Source organism: Desulfofundulus luciae (assembly GCF_030813795.1).
Taxonomy (GTDB): Bacteria; Bacillota; Desulfotomaculia; order Desulfotomaculales; family Desulfovirgulaceae; genus Desulfofundulus; species Desulfofundulus luciae.
This window is the reverse complement of record NZ_JAUSUX010000009.1, coordinates 1-20,794: the sequence shown is the minus strand read 5'-3', so window position 1 is coordinate 20,794 and position 20,794 is coordinate 1. Positions and strand designations below refer to the sequence as shown.

General features: G+C 51.1%; 12 protein-coding genes. All 12 read left to right on the top strand.

The features are described from left to right. Positions 1-67: 67 nt before the first annotated feature. The 12 genes from J2Z49_RS06885 to J2Z49_RS06830 all read left to right on the top strand — a co-directional run bounded on the left by J2Z49_RS06885 (position 68) and on the right by J2Z49_RS06830 (position 20,705). Entirely contained in the window at positions 68-1,054 is a 987-nt protein-coding gene (locus J2Z49_RS06885) for an ARPP-1 family domain-containing protein (protein WP_307401248.1), read from the top strand. Between the two features lie 12 nt (positions 1,055-1,066). Then, positions 1,067-2,008 (top strand): 3'-5' exoribonuclease YhaM family protein, encoded by a 942-nt coding sequence (locus J2Z49_RS06880; protein WP_307401245.1) that lies wholly within the window; start codon positions 1,067-1,069, stop codon positions 2,006-2,008. Between the two features lie 316 nt (positions 2,009-2,324). Continuing rightward, a complete protein-coding gene (locus tag J2Z49_RS06875) occupies positions 2,325-3,356 on the top strand; it encodes a helix-turn-helix transcriptional regulator (protein WP_307401243.1) in 1,032 nt (343 codons plus the stop codon). 240 nt (positions 3,357-3,596) lie between these two features. Continuing rightward, complete coding sequence (locus J2Z49_RS06870) at positions 3,597-5,729, top strand: AAA domain-containing protein (RefSeq protein ID WP_307401241.1); 2,133 nt, start codon at positions 3,597-3,599, stop codon at positions 5,727-5,729. A 397-nt stretch (positions 5,730-6,126) separates the two neighbouring features. Then, complete coding sequence (locus tag J2Z49_RS06865; RefSeq protein WP_307401239.1) at positions 6,127-6,591, top strand: thermonuclease family protein; 465 nt, start codon at positions 6,127-6,129, stop codon at positions 6,589-6,591. A gap of 243 nt (positions 6,592-6,834) precedes the next feature. Then, a complete protein-coding gene (locus J2Z49_RS06860; protein ID WP_307401238.1) occupies positions 6,835-7,404 on the top strand; it encodes a hypothetical protein in 570 nt (189 codons plus the stop codon). 228 nt (positions 7,405-7,632) lie between these two features. Further along, complete coding sequence (locus J2Z49_RS06855) at positions 7,633-8,490, top strand: ComEC/Rec2 family competence protein (RefSeq protein ID WP_307401236.1); 858 nt, start codon at positions 7,633-7,635, stop codon at positions 8,488-8,490. Positions 8,491-8,652: 162 nt separating this feature from the next. Continuing rightward, positions 8,653-11,985, top strand: a complete 3,333-nt coding sequence (locus tag J2Z49_RS06850; RefSeq protein ID WP_307401232.1) for a helicase-related protein — start codon at positions 8,653-8,655, stop codon at positions 11,983-11,985. A 91-nt stretch (positions 11,986-12,076) separates the two neighbouring features. After that, positions 12,077-13,534 carry an ATP-dependent nuclease gene (locus J2Z49_RS06845; protein ID WP_307401229.1) on the top strand — a complete coding sequence of 486 codons (1,458 nt, stop codon included), beginning with the start codon at positions 12,077-12,079 and terminating at the stop codon, positions 13,532-13,534. After that, complete coding sequence (locus J2Z49_RS06840) at positions 13,531-16,545, top strand: DUF1156 domain-containing protein (protein WP_307401226.1); 3,015 nt, start codon at positions 13,531-13,533, stop codon at positions 16,543-16,545. The genes J2Z49_RS06845 and J2Z49_RS06840 overlap by 4 nt, the downstream gene beginning before the upstream one ends. 77 nt (positions 16,546-16,622) lie before the next feature. Further along, positions 16,623-19,577, top strand: coding sequence for an ATP-binding protein (locus J2Z49_RS06835; RefSeq protein ID WP_307401223.1), 2,955 nt, complete (start codon positions 16,623-16,625; stop codon positions 19,575-19,577). Between the two features lie 315 nt (positions 19,578-19,892). After that, entirely contained in the window at positions 19,893-20,705 is an 813-nt protein-coding gene (locus tag J2Z49_RS06830) for a hypothetical protein (RefSeq protein ID WP_307401221.1), read from the top strand. Positions 20,706-20,794 lie beyond the last annotated feature (89 nt).

Sequence of the window (20,794 nt, the reverse complement as noted above, 5' to 3'; positions counted from 1 at the left end):
ATTGACAGAGATATGTCACGACCACCCGGTACAATTGGGTTAAGTAAATTTTAAGGAGATGGTGGGCGTGACAGTTTTGGTAAATTTCCTGCACACTTTGCGGGTTGGTGAACCCCAGGCATTCGAGAACCTGACCGTCTTCCCGCTGATCGGGACGCAGTTTCAGGAACCCGGCTACCTTTTGCTGGACGAAGCCCTGGCACAGGACCTGTTCGAGGTGGGGGAGGTAAGTGAAACCGGAAGCGTAAATGAAGTCCTTGTGTTGAACAAAAGTGACTTTGCAGTTCTTATCCTGGATGGGGAAATCCTTACGGGAGCGAAGCAGAACCGTGTGGTGAACGCCAGCGTCCTGGTGGGTCCCCGTGCTGAACTGGAGATACCGGTCAGCTGCGTGGAGCAGGGCCGCTGGCGGTACGTCGCCGAGAAGTTCACGGATAGCCGGCGCTTCTCCTACGCGCGCCTGCGTGCCCAGAAATCTGCGCAGGTTGCCGAGAGCCTCCACGCGTTTAGGGCTTTTAGCGCAGACCAGAGCGCCATCTGGGATGAGGTTGAGCGCAAACAGAGGGAAATGGGAGCGGAGTCCCCCACCGGGGCGGTTAACAGGGTATACGAAAGCCATGAGGAGAAATTGAAAAAATACTGTGCGGCCTTTTCGCCCCTGGAGGGGCAGGTTGGTGCGGCTGTTTTTATCAACGGGTGCTTCGTCTGCCTCGACGCCTTCGACAGCCCGGCGACTCTGCGCAAACTGCACACAAAGATGCTCGAAAGCTATGCCTTAGACGCCCTGGAGCAGGACGGCCGGGACAAAAAGGAGCCTGAAAATAGCGCCGCGGAGCAACTGCTGGAAAAAATCGCTGCCGCCCGGGTGGCGCGTTATCCTTCCGTGGGGCTGGGCGAAGACCTGCGCATAAAAGCTAAAGAGCTGGTCGGCTCCTGTCTGGCCCTGGACGGCAGGGTGATACACCTGGCTATCTTTGCCAGGGAGGACCGGGAGACGGAGAGGAGCAGCGGCCCGCTGAGCAGGCCGAGCAGGAGACGGAGGGCTCGACTGTAGAGGGGGGTCAAAATGGCTGAACTGCTGGTTGAACAGATTCGCCCCGGGCTGAACGTGCGCGGGGTCTTCGCACTGAAGTCAAAAAGGCTCCTTCCCTACCGGGAGGCGCCGGGGCATTTTTTGGCGGTGACGCTTGTCGACCGAACCGGCGAAGTGGAGGGGCGGCTTTGGGAAGGGGCCGAGGAGGCCGGAGCCCGGCTGAAAGTGGGGGATATCGTTGCCGTGGAGGCCCAGGCCGTGGCGTACAACGGGGTGGTGCAGCTGTGCATCGATTCCATCGTTAAAGAGAATGGTCAAATTGACCCGGCAAGGTTCATCCCTTCCGCTGAAGGGTTGGAGGAAGCCAAAGTAAAGCTCCAACAGTTGATTGATTCATTAACCAATACGTACTTAAAAGCACTACTCTCCCTCCTTTTTTCTAATCCGGATTTTTATCAAGCCTTCTGCCTGGTCCCAGCCGCAGCTCAGTACCACCACGCCATGTTGGGCGGGCTGTTGGTCCACAGCGTCGGCGTGGCTGCCGCCGCGGACGGTATCGCCAGAGATTACCCGCAGGCTGACCGGGACCTGCTGGTGACCGGGGCGCTCCTGCACGATATCGGCAAGGTGTATGAATACCGCTGCCGCGGCGCCATAGAGCAGACCGACGAAGGGCGGCTTTTAGGGCACATCGTTTCCGGAGCACTGCTCCTGGACCGCTATATAGCCAGGGTGTCGGACTTTCCGGAAGACCTGCGCCTGAAGCTTTTGCACATCCTCATCAGCCACCACGGGCGCTATGAGTGGCAGTCGCCCAAGCGGCCCAAGTTTTTGGAAGCGGCTCTCCTGCACCAGCTCGACCTGCTGGACGCTCAAGCGGACATGTTTTCCCGCGCCGCCGCCGGCAGGGAGGATAAAGACTCTCCCTGGACGGGCTGGGTGAAGGGGCTGGACCGGTGCGTTTACTGCCGGTGAGGCAGGGTTAAACAGGTACTTTTGAGTACGGTGAGGCAATACCCCGGAATTGGCTGGAAGAGCTGGCGCGGTTTGAAGAAATCCTCGCCCTGGGAGAAAAGTTCGCCTCCCTGCTAACCAGAAACACCTTCATTAACTCTTTTTTGCCGCCTTACCGGGCCGATCTTAATTTGGAACATTAGCAAAAAAGTAATTCCCCCGGCAGGAAAATTGTAGCATTCCAACGAAATTACGTAAAGAAATGAACCAGCCAACCTTCTTTTGCTTACGGGATTTTTGCAGCAGATGAAAAAAATATCCGCCGGGAGTGTCCGTCGTGCCGGGTAGAGCAAAAAAAGACGCCACGCGGGGCCTGCGGCTGAACATGATCATCGACTGGCTCAACAAAAAGACCCCTTACGGTGGCGTTACCGTCAAAGAACTGGCCGAAAGGTTTGAAGTGAGCGAGCGCCAAATTTACCGGGACTTAAGCGCCATCGAAAACTACCTGCGCGTTCCCCTGGTCCGCCAGGAGACCGGCAAAACCGTGCGCGTGGGCATAAAGGCCGGCTACCTGCCCGGTTTAAGCCCCCAGACCGCGACGGTCATTTTTTTGAGTCTGCTCCAGCAAAAAGGCTCCGCCCTCTCCGGCCACCTCAACGAAATCAAAGACGCCCTCGTTTCCACCCTCTTCAAGTACCACTACGACCCCAAAGAACTGGCGGTAGAAAAGCTCCAGAAACGCATCCACATCGTGGAAGAGACCCTGGCCGAACCGGAGAAGGTGGGCGGCCTCTTTAACGCGCTCGTGCAGGCCATCAAGGACTCCCACCGGGTCAAAATCTGGTACTACACCACCCATAGCGGGGAAGAGACCGAACGGGTGGTGGAGCCCTACGGCCTAATTTGCAAGCACCAGAACTGGTACCTGGTTGGCCGCTGCCTGAAAAGAAACGACATCCGGGTCTTTAGGATTGACCAAATCAAAGACATTTTTCCCTATACTACCGAACGCTTTGAATACCCCGGGGATTTCTCCCTCTCCGGCTACATGGCCTCGAGCTGGGGCGTGATCAACGACGGAAAAGTTTGCCGGGTTTTGCTCAAATTTAACAAACGGGTGGCTCACCGGGTGAAAAATGTACTCTATCACCCTTCCCAGAAAATCGAAGAAGAATTGCCCGACGGTTCCACCCTGGTTTCCTTCGAGGTCTGCGGCATCGTCGAGATGGTGGGCTGGCTCTTCCAGTGGGGAGATATGGTGGAGGTGCTGGAGCCCCGGTGGCTGCGAGAGGAGATGCGCGCGATGGCAGAGAGGGTCGCGAACGTTTACCAAAAGAGAGAAGTAAATGATCAACCCGACGTTTAATTACCGGCGGCGGCGAGGATGATAAAAAACTTTTTTGCTCCGACACACATATGTCACCCCTTCCCCCTTACAATTCGATGTACAGATTTTAAGATAGGATTTAAATTTCGGGGGGTAGGCAAATGCTTCTGGCAGGCTATGAAGATGGAATGTACTGCTTCGGCGCCTTCCACTTTACCCCCTGGTGACAGCAGAAGAGAGAATTTTTAACCGGGCTGATCCGGAAAAGTTTTAAAAGAAGTGGAACGTTGCCAGTTGGTAAAAAAGCTGCACACCCGCTGGCAGAATGAAATAGTTGCGGTAGGCGGACCGGAACTCGTCGCGAAGGGATCTCGACTTCCCGCCGAAATAGACGGGTACGTCCGTATCATTAAAAACGTTTTCGATTGGAAGGAAAAGTTATGGGCACCGCTGGCGGAAGAGATCCAAAAGCTCGGCCTAGCCGTACCCTGTACAGTTACCCCGGACACAGTCCGGGAAATTGCAGATCGCCTGGTCTTCATTAGGAAAAGGCTTAAGCTTGACCATCTGAAAACCAAAATTGAAGAAGTCCACCGGTACTTGAAGGATGGAAGAGCGCGGCCGGGCGCTTCTGGCCTGTGGAACGAATTAAGCGAATTCCTGGAAGCCGGGGAATGGGATCGGTGGGACGGAGCGGTCCGGCGCATCCAGCATTTGAACGAAGTACACAAGATGGAAGCTGAGCTGCAGTCGTTGAAGTCCCGCCTCGCCGAAGTAGCCCCGAAGTGGGCCGAAACGGTCGTGCTTCAAGGCGGGAAGGGCAGCCCCTTAAAACCGCCGGAAAACGTCGTCGAGGCCTGGGAGTGGCGCAAAGCCGAAACTTACCTCAAAAAGATGCATGCAGAGGACCCCCGGGAGCTTTCGAGGAGGCTCGATGAGCTTTTCCAAAGGGAAGGGAAGCTCGTGGCAGAGCTGGTGGCTCTTTCTACCTGGCTCACTCTCGCCGGGCGCGTAACGGAAGAGCAGCGCAGAAGCCTTGTTGCCTGGAAGGACTACGTCCGGAGAATCGGAAAGGGCACCGGGAAATATGCCGGTCGTTACCGCGCGCTGGCGCAGAGGGAGATGGAAAAGGCTCGCGCCGCTGTACCGGTGTGGGTCATGCCGCTAAACCGGGTGGTGGAAAGCTTTCACCCCTTAAACGAACCTTTCGACGTGGTCATCATAGATGAAAGCAGCCAGATGGATTCTTTGGGCATTCTGGCCCTTTTCCGGGCTAAAAAAGTCGTCATCGTTGGCGACGATAAGCAAATCAGCCCATATGGGGTGGGCCGGGATCTTGCCCATATCCACCGGATGATCGAACAGTACCTGCAGGGCATCCCCCATAAAGAGCTGTTTGACCCGCAGTTCAGCCTTTACGACCTGGCCGGGCTGATCTTCCCCGGAGTGATCCTGCTGAGGGAGCACTTCCGCTGTCTGCCCGAGACAATTCAGTTTAGCAACGAAGTCATGTACGAAGGAAAGATTTTACCGCTGCGGGAAAGAGATCCCCGACTGGGAGAAGACTGGCAGCCCGTGATTGCCAGGCGCGTGGAAAAAGGATTCCGGACTCCCGGCAGAGACATAAACGAGCCGGAAGCAGAGGCCCTTGTAGAGCAAGTAATCAAGTGCTGCGAGGACCCTGTCTACGAAGGCATGACAATGGGAGTCATCTCTCTTCTCGGCACGGCGCAGGCGCGCCTGATCAACCAGCTGCTCCTGGAAAGACTGGGGCCAGGCGAGATGCATCTCCGCCGGATCCTCTGCGGCGACGCCTACTTCTTCCAGGGTGACCAGCGGGACGTTATGTTCCTTTCGCTGGTCGAAGCGGCAGGGGAGCAGCGCCCGGCGGTTCTGAGCAAAATGAACGACTTGCGTCGTTTTAACGTCGCCGCGAGCCGGGCCAGAAACCAGATGTGGCTTTTTTACTCGATAGATCCCGAAGAATTCCATGCGGAGGACGTTCGGGCAAGATTGATCAGGTACTGCCTTAACCCGGCCCTGGCGGGAGACAGGTTACCTGAAGATCTGGAGAAGTTATGTGAATCGGAGTTTGAGCGGCGGGTGCTGCGGGAGCTGCTGGGCCGCGGTTATCTGGTGAAGCCCCAGTACAGGGTCGGCTACAAGAGAATTGACCTCGTGGTTTTCGGGGCGAATAATAAGAAACTGGCCGTAGAATGCGATGGCGAAATCGCCCACCCTCCGGAAAAGTGGGAAGAGGACTGGAACCGCCAGATGATCCTGGAGCGCCTGGGCTGGAAGTTTTACAGAATCCGGGGGAGTCAGTATTTCCGCCGGCCGCGTAAAACCATTTCTGAGCTGGTTGATTTCCTGGAAGATATGGGGATCCGGCCGCTGAATTGTTCGCGTTAAAATTTCTTCAATGTTTGATTGATGGAAATTTTAAATTGCGGTAAGTATCGTTGATGCTCACATCGTAAGATCACCCCTACAGCAATCATTTTTCAATGAAGGATTTTTTCTGTAAAAATGGAAATCATGTGATATGCGTAAAGCGTTAATTTTTGCCCTGCTGCTTTTATTTGTCGTAATGTTGGCTGGCTGCAGAACCGACCGGGCGCAGATGCCCCCTCCCGCGGAAAAACCGGCGGCGCAGAGCGAAAAAACGGCCGCTTCTCCGGCCCCGGCCGCAGAAAACGCGCCTTCTGGCGAGCCTGCGCCTGCAAAAGCTGTGTCCCCAAACACTACAGCCCAGCCGAAGGGCTCCGCCGAGGGCGCAGTTAAAACTTTACCCGCCCGCGTGACCCGGGTGGTCGACGGTGACACGGTTTACGTCCGCCTGGAGAATGGAAAGGAGGAGAAGGTCCGCTTCATCGGCGTGGACACCCCAGAGAGCACCCGCGAGGTGGAGCCCTATGGGAAGGAGGCCGCGGCCTACACGAAAAAGCGGCTGGACGTGGGCGAGCGGGATAAGTACGGTCGGCTGCTGGCTTACGTCTGGCTTTCCCCGCCGGAAAACGACGACGAGGCCGAAGTGTGGGCGAAGATGTTCAACGCGGAGCTACTGCTGGAGGGCTACGCCCAGGTGATGACTGTGCCGCCGAACGTGAAGTACGCGGATCTGTTCGCAAATCTCCAGCGGGAGGCGCGGAAGGTGGAGAAGGGGCTGTGGGGGGAACTGCTGGCGCAGCGCCCACCGCCGGGGCGAAGTACATCGGCAACGTCCGGTCGAAGAAGTTCCACCGGCCGGACTGCGAGTAGGCGCAGTAGATAGCGCCGGGGAACAGAGTGGAGTTCAAGACGAGGGAGGAATCTGTGGAGGCGGGATATGTGCCGTGCAAGGTGTGCCGGGCATAAAGCAGGAGGTGACACCCAATTACCGGGATTGAGAAATGCTTAAAGAAGTAAAAATAACTCTTTATGACATTTTTGGTTATTTACTACCTGGTTTTATATTTTTACTGCAATTGTTATCCTCTTCTGGACAATTTGCTACCCGAGAGTCCCCCTTGTTCTAATGAATCTTAACAATGCCGCAGCTTTAATTTTAATTATTTTAATTGCTTATTATTTAGGCCATTTTGCCCAAGCATTAGGTAACCTATTATCTAAGCTTTTTCCCAATGTTGAGGAATTAATGCTTTCAGGTAATCATTCAGATGGTATTCCTAACACTATACTTGAAGCTGTACGGTTAAAAATTTCTGAGACTTTCGATGTGGAAGTAAGTGAGTTAAAACCTGAATGGGTCTATGCAATATGTGATGAAACTGTGATGCAAAATGGTGTTTCCCTTGATCGGGAAGTTTATCAATACAGAGAAGGATTTTATCGAGGAATGGGAATATCTTTGCTTTTATTTTCCTTATCAATAATAATTAGAGGCATAGTTCCAGGTGCATTTTTTAGAATATCTGGTGCAGATCAGTCAATTAATTGCACTATCGTATTATTTATCTTTTTTATTTCGTTAGGGGGGTCTATCCTTTCTTATTTGCGGTATTTAAGGTTTGGGAGATATCGTGTTAAACAGGCAATCATGGGTTTTTTGGTGTTGACTGTAAAAAGGAACCTTAACGAAGGCTAAAGAAAATGAGGTGAAAAAGTTAAGAGAAATTTTCTAAAACAAATAGTAATCCTGAAGGCCTTTGGTTAACCATCACCTTTCCGGTTTAGAGATGATTATTAAATTGTTAGCGCAGCACCTGACCAGGAAGCGCCGGGCGTCTTCCAGGTTTAGATGAGATTATTAAATTATTAGCGAGCATTTGATAGCGATTAGGTCTCAATTGCTACCATACAAGGAGGGTAAAAAATGTTAACTTTAGTTTTTTGGGATGTCCAACATGGAAGTGCTGCCTATATAAAAACACCTAATGGAAAACATATTGTGGTGGATTTAGGTACCGGTTCTTATAGTGATGATAATTTGGAATTTAGTCCGCTTCTCCATCTAAAAAATAAATGGAATGTTAAACAATTAGATGGTGTTATTATTACTCATCCGCATCGTGATCACCTTGACGACATTCTGAATTTTGGTGAATTAAAACCTAAAGTATTAGTTAGGCCTAAACATTTAAATGAAGACGAGATTAGAGCGGGGAACCGTAAAGAAGACACAACCATAATTGATAAATACCTGGAAGTAAATAGTGAATATGTTCATCCTGTATCACCAAGTGAAAACCCATTTTTAGATGATAACAATGGCGGTGTTAGGTTTGTTAGATTTATTCCTTCGTCTTGCGCAACTTCTAATCTAAACAATCATAGTGTTGTCACAATTGTATCATATGCTAAATCTAAAATAATAATTCCTGGGGATAACGAACCACCTTCATGGAATGAGCTCCTTGAGCAAGAAGAATTTCTTACGGCCATAAAAGATACAGATATTTTGGTGGCGCCTCATCATGGGAGGGATTCGGGCTTTTCATCTGCTTTATTTGAATACATTAACCCTAGATTGACTATTATTTCGGACGGGCGATTTTGCGACACTAGTGCAACTGATAGATATGCAAAGCATACAAAAGGATGGACTGTGTACAAACGGAGTGGTGGGAAAGAAGAAAGAAAATGTGTGACTACTAGAAATGATGGGGTAATTGTTGTTAAATTTGGAATGAATTCAAATGAAAGGCCTTTTATTGAGGTAACTATTGATTAATCTTTTTTGACATCTGTCAAGTATAAAAGAACTGAGACTACATTTAGTCTCTATCGCATGGGACGAGAGGTGTTCCAAGTGATTAAGGATCAACTCAAACCAAACGTAATAGTGCGCGGGCCTATTTTTCCGGAGCCGGTTCAAGTAATTGTTGCGATCCCGATGGGTGAATCCATCAAGCTTATCGGTAAGGGATTAAATACCGGCCAGGTTCACGAACCCATTCTTTCGCCTGAACAACTGTCTACCCTGGAGGCCACACCGGAGAAAGAGCCGTTTGATGGCGACGCTGGCAAATTCCGCCTCGGAATAGAGGACATGCGGTTGGGGCTGGCCTATGAGTACGACCCCTTCTTTACTCTATCCATTGCCCGGGTTGACCCGTTGCCCCACCAGTTAGAGGCCGTTTACGACTACTTCCTGAAACTTCCCCGCATCCGCTTCTTATTAGCAGATGACCCGGGCGCCGGCAAGACAATCATGGCTGGTCTGTTAATTAAAGAATTAAAGATTCGGGGGTTAATCAAGCGTACCCTCATCATTACGCCGGCCAATCTGTCTTTTCAGTGGCAGCGGGAATTGAAAGACAAATTCCGCGAGCACTTCGAGGTTGTCCGAAGTGATGTGCTCCGGGCAAATTACGGATTAAATCCCTGGCAGGAAAAAAACCAGGTAATTACTTCAATATCATGGGTATCCCGTATTGAGGATGCCAAAGAAAGCTTGCTTCGTAGCCATTGGGACCTCATCATTGTGGATGAGGCCCATAAAATGAGTGCCTACAGTGCGGACAAAAAGACATTGGCCTATCAATTAGGCGAGGCGCTTTCCGATATGACAGACCATTACCTTTTAATGACGGCCACGCCGCACAAGGGCGACCCCGAGAATTTCTGTCTCTTTCTCGAATTATTGGACAAAGATATCTATGGTGATGTGAAAAGCCTGGAAGAGGCTATGCGGCGGCAGGAGGCACCTTTTTATCTGCGCCGGGTGAAGGAGGCTCTGGTGACTTTTCCGGATCCCAATACGGGTGAGGTGAAGACCCTCTTTACCAGGCGCCAGGTAGAAACCGTGGAATTTCAAATTGATTTTGATGAATATGATTTCTACGATGCTCTGACCCGCTACGTTGAGGAACAATCTATTAAGGCTGCCGCTGATGACTCTGCCCGGGGACGCGCCCTCGGATTTACGATGGCCATGCTGCAGAGGCGTTTTGCCTCCAGCATTTACGCAGTGCGGCGCAGCCTGGAGCGGATGAAAGAAAAGCGTGAAAAGATCCTGGCGGACCCGGAAAAATACCGCAGGGAGCAAATGCAAAAAAAGCTACCCGAGGATTTCGACGACCTTCCTGAAGAAGAGCAACAGGAAATCATCGCCCAGTTGGAGGGTGTAGTCGCCTCGGTTGACCCGGTCGCCCTTAAAGATGAAATTATTCAGCTAGACAGGCTAATCAAGCAGGCTCTCCACCTGGAAAAGCGAGAAGTGGAGTCGAAGCTGGTTAAATTGAAAGAGGTGCTTACGAACCAGGGTATTTTTAAAGATCCCAAAATGAAGCTCCTCATCTTTACCGAACATAAGGATACCCTTGACTACCTGGTGAAAAAGTTGAAAGAGTGGAATCTTAAAGTAACGCAGATTCACGGCGGCATGAAAATCGGGGATCGGGATACCCCTGGCACACGTATCTATGCCGAGCGGGAGTTCCGGGAGGAATGCCAGGTCATGGTGGCTACCGAGGCGGCCGGTGAAGGTATTAACCTCCAGTTCTGCTGGTTCATGATCAACTACGACATCCCCTGGAATCCCGTCCGGTTAGAACAACGCATGGGCCGCATCCACCGCTACGGTCAGGAAAAGGACTGTCTGATCTTTAACTTTGTGGCCACCAACACCCGTGAAGGCCGCGTCTTGCAAAAATTATTCGAGCGCATTAAGAAAATTGAAGATGATCTGGATCCCAAGCGCACCGGCAAGGTATTCAATGTTCTAGGTGATGTCTTCCCCGCTAACCAGTTAGAACGCATGTTGCGGGATATGTACGCCCGCAACCTCACTGAAGATGTAATCAAAAGCCGCATTGTCGAGCAGGTGGATACTGAGCGCTTTCGCAGGATCACGCATTCCACCCTGGAAGGTCTGGCCAAACGGGAGTTGAATCTATCCTCTATCATCGGCAAATCGGCCGAGGCAAAGGAACGCCGGCTGGTCCCCGAAGTGATTGAGGATTTCTTTGTCCAGGCCGGCCCCCTGGCTGGAATTCACCCAAAAGAGGTAAAAAAGGGGCAACACGTCTACCGTGTGGGGCGGATCCCTCGCACCCTATGGCCTTTAGGTGAGAGGCTAGAATCACGCTTTGGCAAGCTAGGTCGTGAATATAAAAATATTGTCTTTGACAAGAACCTTTTAAAAGGCGATCCAACCCTGGAGTGGGTGACGCCTGGCCATCCGTTGTTTGAGTGTGTGCGGGAATACGTCTTGGAGCGGGTTCAGGACGACCTGAGGCGCGGCGCAGTTTTCTTCGATTTGCATTGTAAGGAACCATCCCGGTTAGACGTGTATTCGGCCGCCATCCGGGACGGTCGCGGCCATACCTTGCACCGCCGTCTCTTTGTGGTGCAGACTTTCATGAACGGTACGATGACCGTTCGTCAGCCCACCATCTTTTTGGACCTTATCCCGGCGCCGGCCGGTACTGCAGTACCTGATGATGCCGGGTTGCCGGGCCGCGACCAGGTGGAGCAGGCGCTCATCGAACAGGCCCTGCAGTCATTTTTGGCGGAAATCATAGCCCGCCGGGAAAAAGAGATCGAAACGATTTCCCGCCACCTGGAGATCAGTTTGAACGAGCTGATTCACCGCCAGAATTTGCGGATGGCAGAACTTTTGGAAAGCCAGCAGACCGGGGAGCAAAATCCGCTTCTGGCCGCCAATATCAAGATTACGGAGGACCGCCTGGATGAATTGAATGCCCGCCTGGAACGGCGGCGGGAGGAATTGCAACAGGAACGCCAATGCACCATTGCCGGTATCCAACACCACAGTAGGGCCTGGGTCCTGCCGCACCCGGAACGAACTGCCCCTGGTATTGTCCAGATGGTCCGGGACGACGAGATCGAGCAAATTGCAGTACAGGCCGTGATAGCCTATGAAAAGGCCCGTGGCTGGCAGGTGGAAAGTGTTGAGAAGGAAAACCGGGGATTTGATCTGATCTCGCGTAAGCCCCACCCGGAGGACCCGCAAACTGCCGTTGAAGTCCGCTTTATCGAGGTCAAGGGCCGGGCCACCATTGGCGAGATTGCCCTCACTGCCAATGAGTATAAGACGGCAGAACGGCTTAAAAAGGATTACTGGCTCTACGTGGTATTTAACTGCACCTCGTTACCCACAATTTACCCCATCCAGGATCCGGCCCGCCTGGGTTGGGAGTCTGTAATGAGGATTGAACACTATTGTCTAGGAGCAGAAAAGATTGTGGAAAAAGTTAAATAATGACCATGATTAAAGTTAGCTATTAGTTTAAAAGATATTACCATTTGGCCTTCAAAAATTTAAGTGACAAAGGTGATTTTGGGGGAATATGATGAGTGATCAACGTAATAGGCTCCAGAAAATGTTTGATTTTCGCAATAGATTTTCAAATTTTGGCGATGTATTAATTAGATTGCATGTTAAAGGTTTTCGTTGTCATACTAATACATTGATCGAGATCAATAGTCCAATTACAGCATTTTGCGGTTTGAATGGAACTGGAAAATCTACGTTGTTGCAATTAGCTGCTGCTGCTTATAGGCCTTTAACAAGACAAGAGCGCCCATACTATTTAAGAGATTTTTTCGTAGTTGGTACACTTGATCCAATGCCATTTACTAGAGATGCTTCGGTAGAATATAAATATTGGCAGCATGATCGTAATTTAAAGACAGTGACTCTTTCAAGGAATGATATAACAAGACGTTGGCAAGGTTATTCTCGAAGGCCACAAAGAAATGTCTTTTTTGCTGGCGTAGGTTTATACATACCCAAAATTGAGCAACGCGATTTTTTCTTTCGTCATGCCAGCAAATTAGTCGTTAGGGATAGTTCCAGTGTAACAGATAGAATTAAATTGTGGACTTGCAGGATTTTAGGTCATTCTTATGAGAGCATTTCGACGAATATAGTTATTTATTCGGAACGTGAAGGAAATGTTGTAACTGTTCAGCGATCCGGAGCTACCTATTCCGAAGCGCATATGGGCTATGGAGAGGGTCGAACCCAATATCTAATCAATACATTAGAAATTCTTCCCGAGAAAAGTTTGGTCCTAATCGAAGAGCCTGAGACCTCGCTCCACCCTAGTGCACAACATGAATTGGGTAAGTACCTGGTAGATGTTGCATGTGAGAGGAAACATCAGATTATGATTACAACTCACAGCGAATTTATTTTGGAAGCTTTGCCGTCCCAATCAAGGATTTATTTAAAAAAGGTAGATGACGGTGTTTACCCTATTGCTGGACTGACTGCTCTTCAAGCAAAAAGTCTTATGACTGAAGGTCATGTAAAAGCTTTGCATATTCTTGTTGAAGATAATTGTGCTAAGACTATATTAAGCGAGATAATCCGACGAATCGATCCCGATTTTCTGCGTTCCGTTGGAATTTATCCAGTTGGGGATGCGGACACAATTGTAAGGACAATCCGAACACTTAAATCCACCGGACTTCCGGTAGCCGCAGTGAGAGATGCTGATAAGGGTGGCCAGCCAAGTGAAAACATTTTTAAACTACCTGGTTCTTTGCCGCCTGAGAAAGAGTTATTTTCTAACATAGCAGTGAAAAAATATATGCTTTCAATGTATGGTGTTAACCTTGATGACTTTAAAGTAAGCCATCTTGAGGGTGTCGACCATCATGAGTGGTTTCAGCGATTAAGTAATTATTTAAATATGGATGAGGCTGCCCTAGTAAGCGAGGCTGCTCGCATTTATGCAAGAAGCTTAAGTGAGGTAGATATAGTAACTTTGATTGCAGGTTTAAAGGAGGTATCCCGGAGGTGAGAGAATATCCTAAACGCTTAATCGAAGTAGATCTTCCTATTAAACGTATTTCTGCCCATGCCCGGCGAGAAAAAAGCATCCGGCACGGGCATATCTCCACTCTGCATATCTGGTGGGCGCGGCGACCGCTGGCAGCCTGCCGGGCAGTTATCTGCGCGGCCCTGTGGCCCGACCCGGCTGACCCGCTGTGCCCGGATTCATTTCGCGAGACGGCCCGTACCCTGATGAAGAAGTGGGCAGATGAGCATTTGGGATTGCTGGGGGAGGAAAGTTACAAGCGGTTTATAGGTTTTCAGAAAAATCCTGCCAAGCTGGGTGATAATAAGGAACTGCGCAAAGCGCTCCTGGATTTTATCGCCGATTTTGCCAATTGGGACAACTCTACGAAAACTGAATACCTGGAGACCAGCCGAGCCTTAACCCGGGCTGCGCATGAGGCGTTGGGAGGAGTGCCCGGCACGCGACCGCTGGTGGTGGACCCCTTTGCCGGGGGCGGATCGATTCCTTTGGAGGCATTGCGGGTGGGGGCGGATGCCTTCGCCAGCGATTTGAACCCGGTGGCTGTACTGCTTAATAAGGTAGTGCTGGAGTACATTCCAAAATACGGTCAGCGCCTGGCCGAAGAGGTACGCAAATGGGGCGATTGGATTAAGAAAGAGGCGGAGAAAGAGTTAGCTGAGTTTTATCCCAAAGACCCGGATGGGGCGACGCCGATTGCCTACCTCTGGGCGCGGACAATTACTTGCGAAGGGCCTGGGTGCGGAGCGGAGATACCGCTGATCCGCTCCCTGTGGCTGGCCAAAAAGGGGAATCGCTCGGTAGCCCTGCGGTTGATCCCAAACCGGAAAACAAAGTGGGTAGATATCGAGATTATTGAGAATGTCAAGGCCCGGGACGTAGGAGAGGGCACGGTACGCCGGGGCTCCGCCACCTGTCCCGTTTGCGGCTACACCACGCCGGTGGCTTCGGTGCGGCGGCAGTTGAAAGAGCGCCGGGGCGGGGCGACGGACGCGCGGCTTTTTTGCGTAGTCACCACTAGGCCCGGCCAGCAGGGACGGTTTTACCGCCTGCCCACAGAAAGGGACTTAGAAGCAGTAAGGAAAGCGGCGGCGGAACTAGAGCGGCGCAAGCGGGAACACAGGGGGCCGCTGAGTTTGGTGCCGGATGAAACATTACCCGTTATGAGCGGGGTTTTCAACGCACCGATCTACGGACATGAGACGTGGGGGAGTCTTTTTACCCCCCGGCAGGCCCTGGCTGTTATTATACTTGTCTGTGCTATGGATACGTTGCATAGGAAGAGAACGATGAGAAATAACGATACGCCAATGATTCAAATACGTACCTGTTTGGCCCTCGCTATTGATAGAGTAATAGCACAATGCAACTCATTAGCTTGGTGGCAGGCCAACGGAGAATTCTGTGTAGGTACATTCGGACGTCAGGCCCTGCCCATGTTATGGGATTTTTGTGAGATTAACCCGTATGGGGCAGCATCGGGAAGTTTTGAAGGGGCAATAGAGTGGGTGGCTGAAGTATGTGAGCGTGAACAAGTACTAGAATCCGACTCGGCTGACGTTGGGACTAACGCTCATTCCCAGCGTTTTTCTGCCATTACCAACCTTCTCCCCGACGATGCGGCGGACGCGTTTATTACGGACCCGCCATACTATAACGCTGTGCCCTATGCTGACCTGTCCGACTTCTTTTATGTTTGGCTCAAACGCATGATAGGGGATTGTTATCCAGACCTATTCCGTAATCCACTAACACCTAAAGAAGAAGAAATTTGTGAAATGGCGGGTTGGGATCAAGACCGGTACCCACACAAGGATGGGAAGTGGTTTGAGCAGAAAATGACCCAGGCAATGGCCGAGGGCCGGCGCATCCTTAACCCTGCCGGTATTGGCGTTACTGTCTTCGCCCATAAGTCCACCTCCGGTTGGGAAGCTATGCTCCAGGCAATGATGGATGCAGGTTGGACAATTACTGCTTCTTGGCCAATTGATACTGAGAGGTCTGTCAGAATGCGAGCCCAGAACTCAGCCGCTCTGGCGTCTTCCATCCACCTTGTCTGCCGGCCACGTGAGAACCATGATGGGACAATCCAGACAGAGAAAGTCGGTGACTGGCGGGACGTGCTGCAAGAACTTCCCCAGCGCATCCGTGACTGGATGCCACGCCTGGCAAAAGAAGGAGTGGTGGGGGCAGATGCCATCTTCGCCTGCTTGGGACCGGCCCTGGAGATCTTCTCCCGCTACAGCCGGGTGGAGAAAGCCAGCGGCGAGATAGTTACTCTAAGGGAATACCTGGAACAGGTTTGGGCTGCTGTTGCCAGAGAGGCTTTAAACATGATCTTCGAAGGTGCGGACGCCTCTGGCTTTGAGGAGGACAGCCGCCTAACCGCCATGTGGCTATGGACTCTCTCCACAGGAACCAACGGTAACAGCAACGTAGAATCCTCCGCTGATGATGACGAGGAAAGTGTCGATGAAGAGAATGCCAGCGGTTCGAAGCAGTTTTCCGGCGGGTACGTCCTGGAATACGATGCTGCCCGGAAGATAGCTCAGGGCTTGGGTGCCCACCTGGAGAAACTGACCTCAGTGGTTGAAATAAAGGGCGACAAAGCGCGCTTGTTGCCAGTCTCCGAACGGGCTCGTTTTCTTTTCGGCAACAAAAATGAGAAACAAGCTATTAAAAAAAACAAAAAGCAATATAAACAACTCAGCCTGTTTGACACAATCAGTGAAGCCGAAGAAGAAAGTAGCCAGGGTGATAAATCCACCCCGAAGGCAGGAGGGACCGTCTTGGACCGGCTTCACCAAAGCATGCTCCTTTTTGCGGCTGGCCGTGGCGAAGCTCTTAAGCGATTCCTGGTGGAAGACGGCATCGGACGTGACCAGCGTTTCTGGCGTCTGGCCCAGGCCCTTTCAGCTCTTTACCCTGCCCATAGTGACGAAAAAAGATGGGTTGATGGTGTATTGGCCAGGAAAAAAGGGTTGGGATTTTGAAAAAAACAGCATGTGATGTAGAGTTAGCCTCAGAGTTTCAGTGTGAAAATCACATTTAATTAGAAAAGGTGATAGTCATGGCGCTTAAACCCTGGTACAAAGTGGTCACACCTCGGGAGGATCTACGCGAGGGCAAGCCGCTGGATGCGGCAGAATTCGCTGTTCACCTCGATCAGGTCCGGGACGGGCGTGCCCCGGCGGATTACCAGAACCCAGAACGATTCTTTGAACGCACGTACCTGACCCAAAATCTCACGGCTTTGGCTGCCGAGGTAATCCGGCGTCTGTCCGGCATAAAGACCGAGACTTCGGCCGTATTCAACATGGCCACCCAGTTCGGTGGCGGCAAAACCCATGCATTGACTTTGCTATATCACCTGGCCAAAAACGGCCCATCCTCTAATAAATGGGTTGGGGTAGATAAACTGCTGGCTAAAGCCGGGGTGCGCAGTGTTCCCCAGACAGCTACAGCAATCTTTGTCGGTACAGAATTCGATTCCCTTATCGGTCGCGGCGGTAACGACGGTACGCCAATCCGGAAGACTCCGTGGGGTGAGATTGCCTTCCAGCTTGCTGGCGAACAGGGCTTGGCTCTGGTGGCGGAACACGAAAATAAGATGATTGCCCCGGCAGGAGACGTGATCCGCCGACTCCTTCCAAAGGGCAAGCCCTGCCTGATTCTTTTTGACGAACTGATGAATTATGTCAGCCGTAACCGGAAAAGCGGCCTTTCGGCGCAGCTTTACGATTTTCTCCATAACTTGTCTGAGACGGCTCGCGGCGAGGATAATATGGTCCTGGTGGTTTCTATACCGGCCTCCGAACTGGAGATGACTGCGGAAGACCAATCGGATTACGACCGGCTAAAAAAGCTTTTGGATCGCCTCGGTAAAGCAGTTATTATATCCGCCGAGGCTGAAACATCCGAGATCATTCGCCGCCGGTTGTTTGAATGGGATCCAAGAGCCGTATCCGCGGACGGGAGAGTGATGCTTACCCGGGATGCAATACAGGTTTGTAACGAATATGCTGATTGGGTAGTTGATCACCGTCAGCAGATTCCTGGCTGGTTCCCCGTCGATCATGCCCGGGAAGTTTTCGCCGCTACCTATCCCTTCCACCCGATGGTGCTCTCTGTTTTTGAGCGCAAATGGCAGGCTCTTCCGCGCTTCCAACAAACGCGTGGGATCTTAAGGCTTTTGGCCCTCTGGGTGGCCAGGGCATATCAGGAAGGCTTCAAAGGTGCGCACCGCGATCCCCTCATCAGCCTGGGGACCGCTCCGCTGGATGACCCGCTTTTCCGGGCAGCAGTATTTGAGCAACTTGGCGAGCCACGCCTGGAAGGAGCCGTTACCGCCGATATCTGCGGCAAAAAGGATTCTTTTGCCGTCCGGCTGGACAATGAGGCCGTGGATACAATCAGAAAGGCCCATTTGCACCGGAAGGTGGCCACGGTGATCTTCTTTGAGTCCAATGGGGGACAGCTCCGGGGTGAAGCGACTGTGCCGGAGATCCGCCTGGCCGTGGCTGAACCCGAACTCGATATTGGGAACGTTGAGATGGCCCTGGAGGCGCTTGAGTCCTCCTGTTTCTTCCTCTCAGTTGAGCGAAACCGCTACCGCTTTAGCCTTACTCCCAACTTGAACAAGCTCCTGGCAGACCGCCGGGCCAGCATTCAAGCGGATAAGATAGATGAACGGGTGCGTAGCGAGATTCAAAAAGTTTTTACCGAGGGTAATGGTATAAAACCAATTTTTTTCCCGGAAAAAAGCAATCAGATCCCGGATCGCCCTGCGCTCACATTGGTTGTATTATCACCAGAGCATTCTATGCAAGACAAAAAGACGCTTGAATTGATCGAGTCTATGACCAGGGAGTATGGAACTTCCGCCCGAACCTTTAAGAGTGCGCTGATCTGGGCGGTGGCTGATACTGATGCTTCGCTCAAAGAAGAGGCCCGCAAGGCCCTGGCCTGGGAGGACATTCGCAGTGAACAGGACGAACTGCGCCTGGACGAATCGCAGAAGCGCCAGTTGGCAGAAAACCTGAAAAAAGCCCAGCGCGACCTCAAGGAGTGCGTGTGGCGCTCATATAAAAACGTTGCCCTTCTCGGCAAGGATAACACCATCCGCGTGGTGGACCTGGGGCTGGTTCACTCCAGTGCGGCCGACACAATGGTGGCGCTTATTCTCAACCGCCTGCGCCAGGACGGGGACGTAGAAGAGGGTGTAAGCCCGAATTTCCTGGTGCGGAACTGGCCGCCGGCTTTTAAGGAATGGAGCACCAAAGCAGTGCGGGATGCCTTTTTTGCCTCCCCACAGTTTCCCCGCTTGCTAAACGTAGAGAGCATCAAGGAAACAATTGCCCGGGGCGTGTCCAGTGAGCTTATTGCTTACGTAGGTAAGTCTGCAGACGGAAGCTATGAGCCCTTTTACTTCGGCGTTAGTATTGCTGCCAGCGATGTCGAGTTCTCCGAAGACATGTTCATCATTACCGCTGAAGAGGCGAGGAAGCACATTGAGCCGCCAAAGCTGACTAATTTGGTAATTTCTCCCCAGGACGTATTGATTGAACCAGGCAAGAAGCATACGTTTATGGCCAGGGGACTGGATCAACATGACCGCGAGATTGCCGTCACGGATATTGTTTGGAGAGCAACCGGCGGAACAATTGATCAGGATGGGGTTTTCCAGGCGGGCCAGGACGAAGGTACGTTTGTTATTATTGCTACTGTCGGCACCGTTAGTGGCCAGGCCAGGGTCAACATCACTAGGCGGGGAGTGATGCCACCACCCCCTCCACCACCGCCGTCACCTGGTCCGACAAGACTTTCCTGGAGCGGCGATGTTCCCCCGCAAAAGTGGATGAATTTCTATACTAAGGTTCTCTCAAAATTTGCCGTTGGCAAAGGGTTGAAAATTTCTATCAATATCCAGGTTACCCAAGAGGAAGGTATCTCCGTGCAAAAGATAGAAGAAACCAAAATTGCTCTTCGGGAACTGGGGCTAAAGGACGAAGTTGAAATTTCGTAAGGTATGGCGCAAGGTATAGCTTGAGCTTGACGTCCAGGAGCGACAAGTACGGGGTTTCTGCTCGGCGTGTGCGTAGGACTTGCAGTCCTCCCGGCCGTCCTTGCCTTCAGGCACACCCCCGTGTTGCAGCAGTGGGCCTCGCGGCTGACCACTCCGTTGTAGTCGTGGGAATGGATGAGCCGATCGACAACTATAACCGAACCCACTTTTTCCGCAGGTAGATGTTATTTCGTGAGATAGAGAGGGAAGCAAAAAGCCCGCCAACCGGAGAGCTCAGGGGAAGTTCTTGTAACTGATGATACGTTAAGCGACATCTTGCTTGGCAGAAAGAGGGGTGAAGAAAAGCAGATGGATTATTCTAAGATAGGTGCCGAAGAATATCATCGACTAAAAGAATATGCTGAAACTCGTTTCTCCGAGCTGAGTAAAATATTCCAAGCTGAGACCCGAGTCCTTATAGAATATGAGGAGTTGATATGCCGAGCAACCGTCATCTTGGGAAGTTATCCTCCAAAAGATGTTGCTGACCGATCTATTCGTGATCTTTTAGCAGATGTTTTTGATTTCCTTTACATTTCTCGGCGATTAATTTTGGAGGGTTATGTATCCATAGCTTTCCCATTACTTCGCCGTGCTTTCGAATGCAATTCATTAATACAATATTTTATACTTTTACCAAATAAGGCGATTGAATGGGACAAAGGAAAACAAATTAGCAACAAGGAAATAAGGAAATATTTGGATTCCCATCCGATGGGCGAATCTGAAAAAGCTATGAAATATTTATATGCTTTTTTCAGTGGGGCTACGCATCCAAACCGAGAGTATATCCCTAATCGTTTTCTTGGCGAAGGCAACAAATTTGTTTTGGGAGCAATCGGCATTCCTAGCCTATTGATCGTAGCAGATTACATGCACAGATTACTCGCACTCTGGTTTTGGTTTGCAGCTTTGATATCTTATTATTATCGTGACTTACTTTTCTCAGTTGATAAGAATTATGGAAATGACTACATGAAAATAGCAAACGAGGCTCAGAGAGTGAGCGAAGAATTACTCAAAAGTCAGCGTGAGTTATGGGAGAAAGAATATGGCGGGGAAGCCAAGCCTGCGCCTCACACTTGTTGATTGTCAATAGAATTGACCCACTTTGTGCAAATAAAATTGACCCACTGGAGAACAAAAATAACCAGCATTGATCCCCCTGATGAGACGAA

Bases quoted from the DNA above. Each gene is read 5' to 3' on its own strand.
- J2Z49_RS06880 (WP_307401245.1), top strand. From the start codon at position 1,067: ATGGCTGAACTGCTGGTTGAACAGATTCGCCCCGGGCTGAACGTGCGC.
- J2Z49_RS06860 (WP_307401238.1), top strand. From the start codon at position 6,835: ATGAATCTTAACAATGCCGCAGCTTTAATTTTAATTATTTTAATTGCT.
- J2Z49_RS06855 (WP_307401236.1), top strand. From the start codon at position 7,633: ATGTTAACTTTAGTTTTTTGGGATGTCCAACATGGAAGTGCTGCCTAT.
- J2Z49_RS06850 (WP_307401232.1), top strand. From the start codon at position 8,653: ATGGGTGAATCCATCAAGCTTATCGGTAAGGGATTAAATACCGGCCAG.
- J2Z49_RS06845 (WP_307401229.1), top strand. From the start codon at position 12,077: ATGAGTGATCAACGTAATAGGCTCCAGAAAATGTTTGATTTTCGCAAT.
- J2Z49_RS06835 (WP_307401223.1), top strand. From the start codon at position 16,623: ATGGCGCTTAAACCCTGGTACAAAGTGGTCACACCTCGGGAGGATCTA.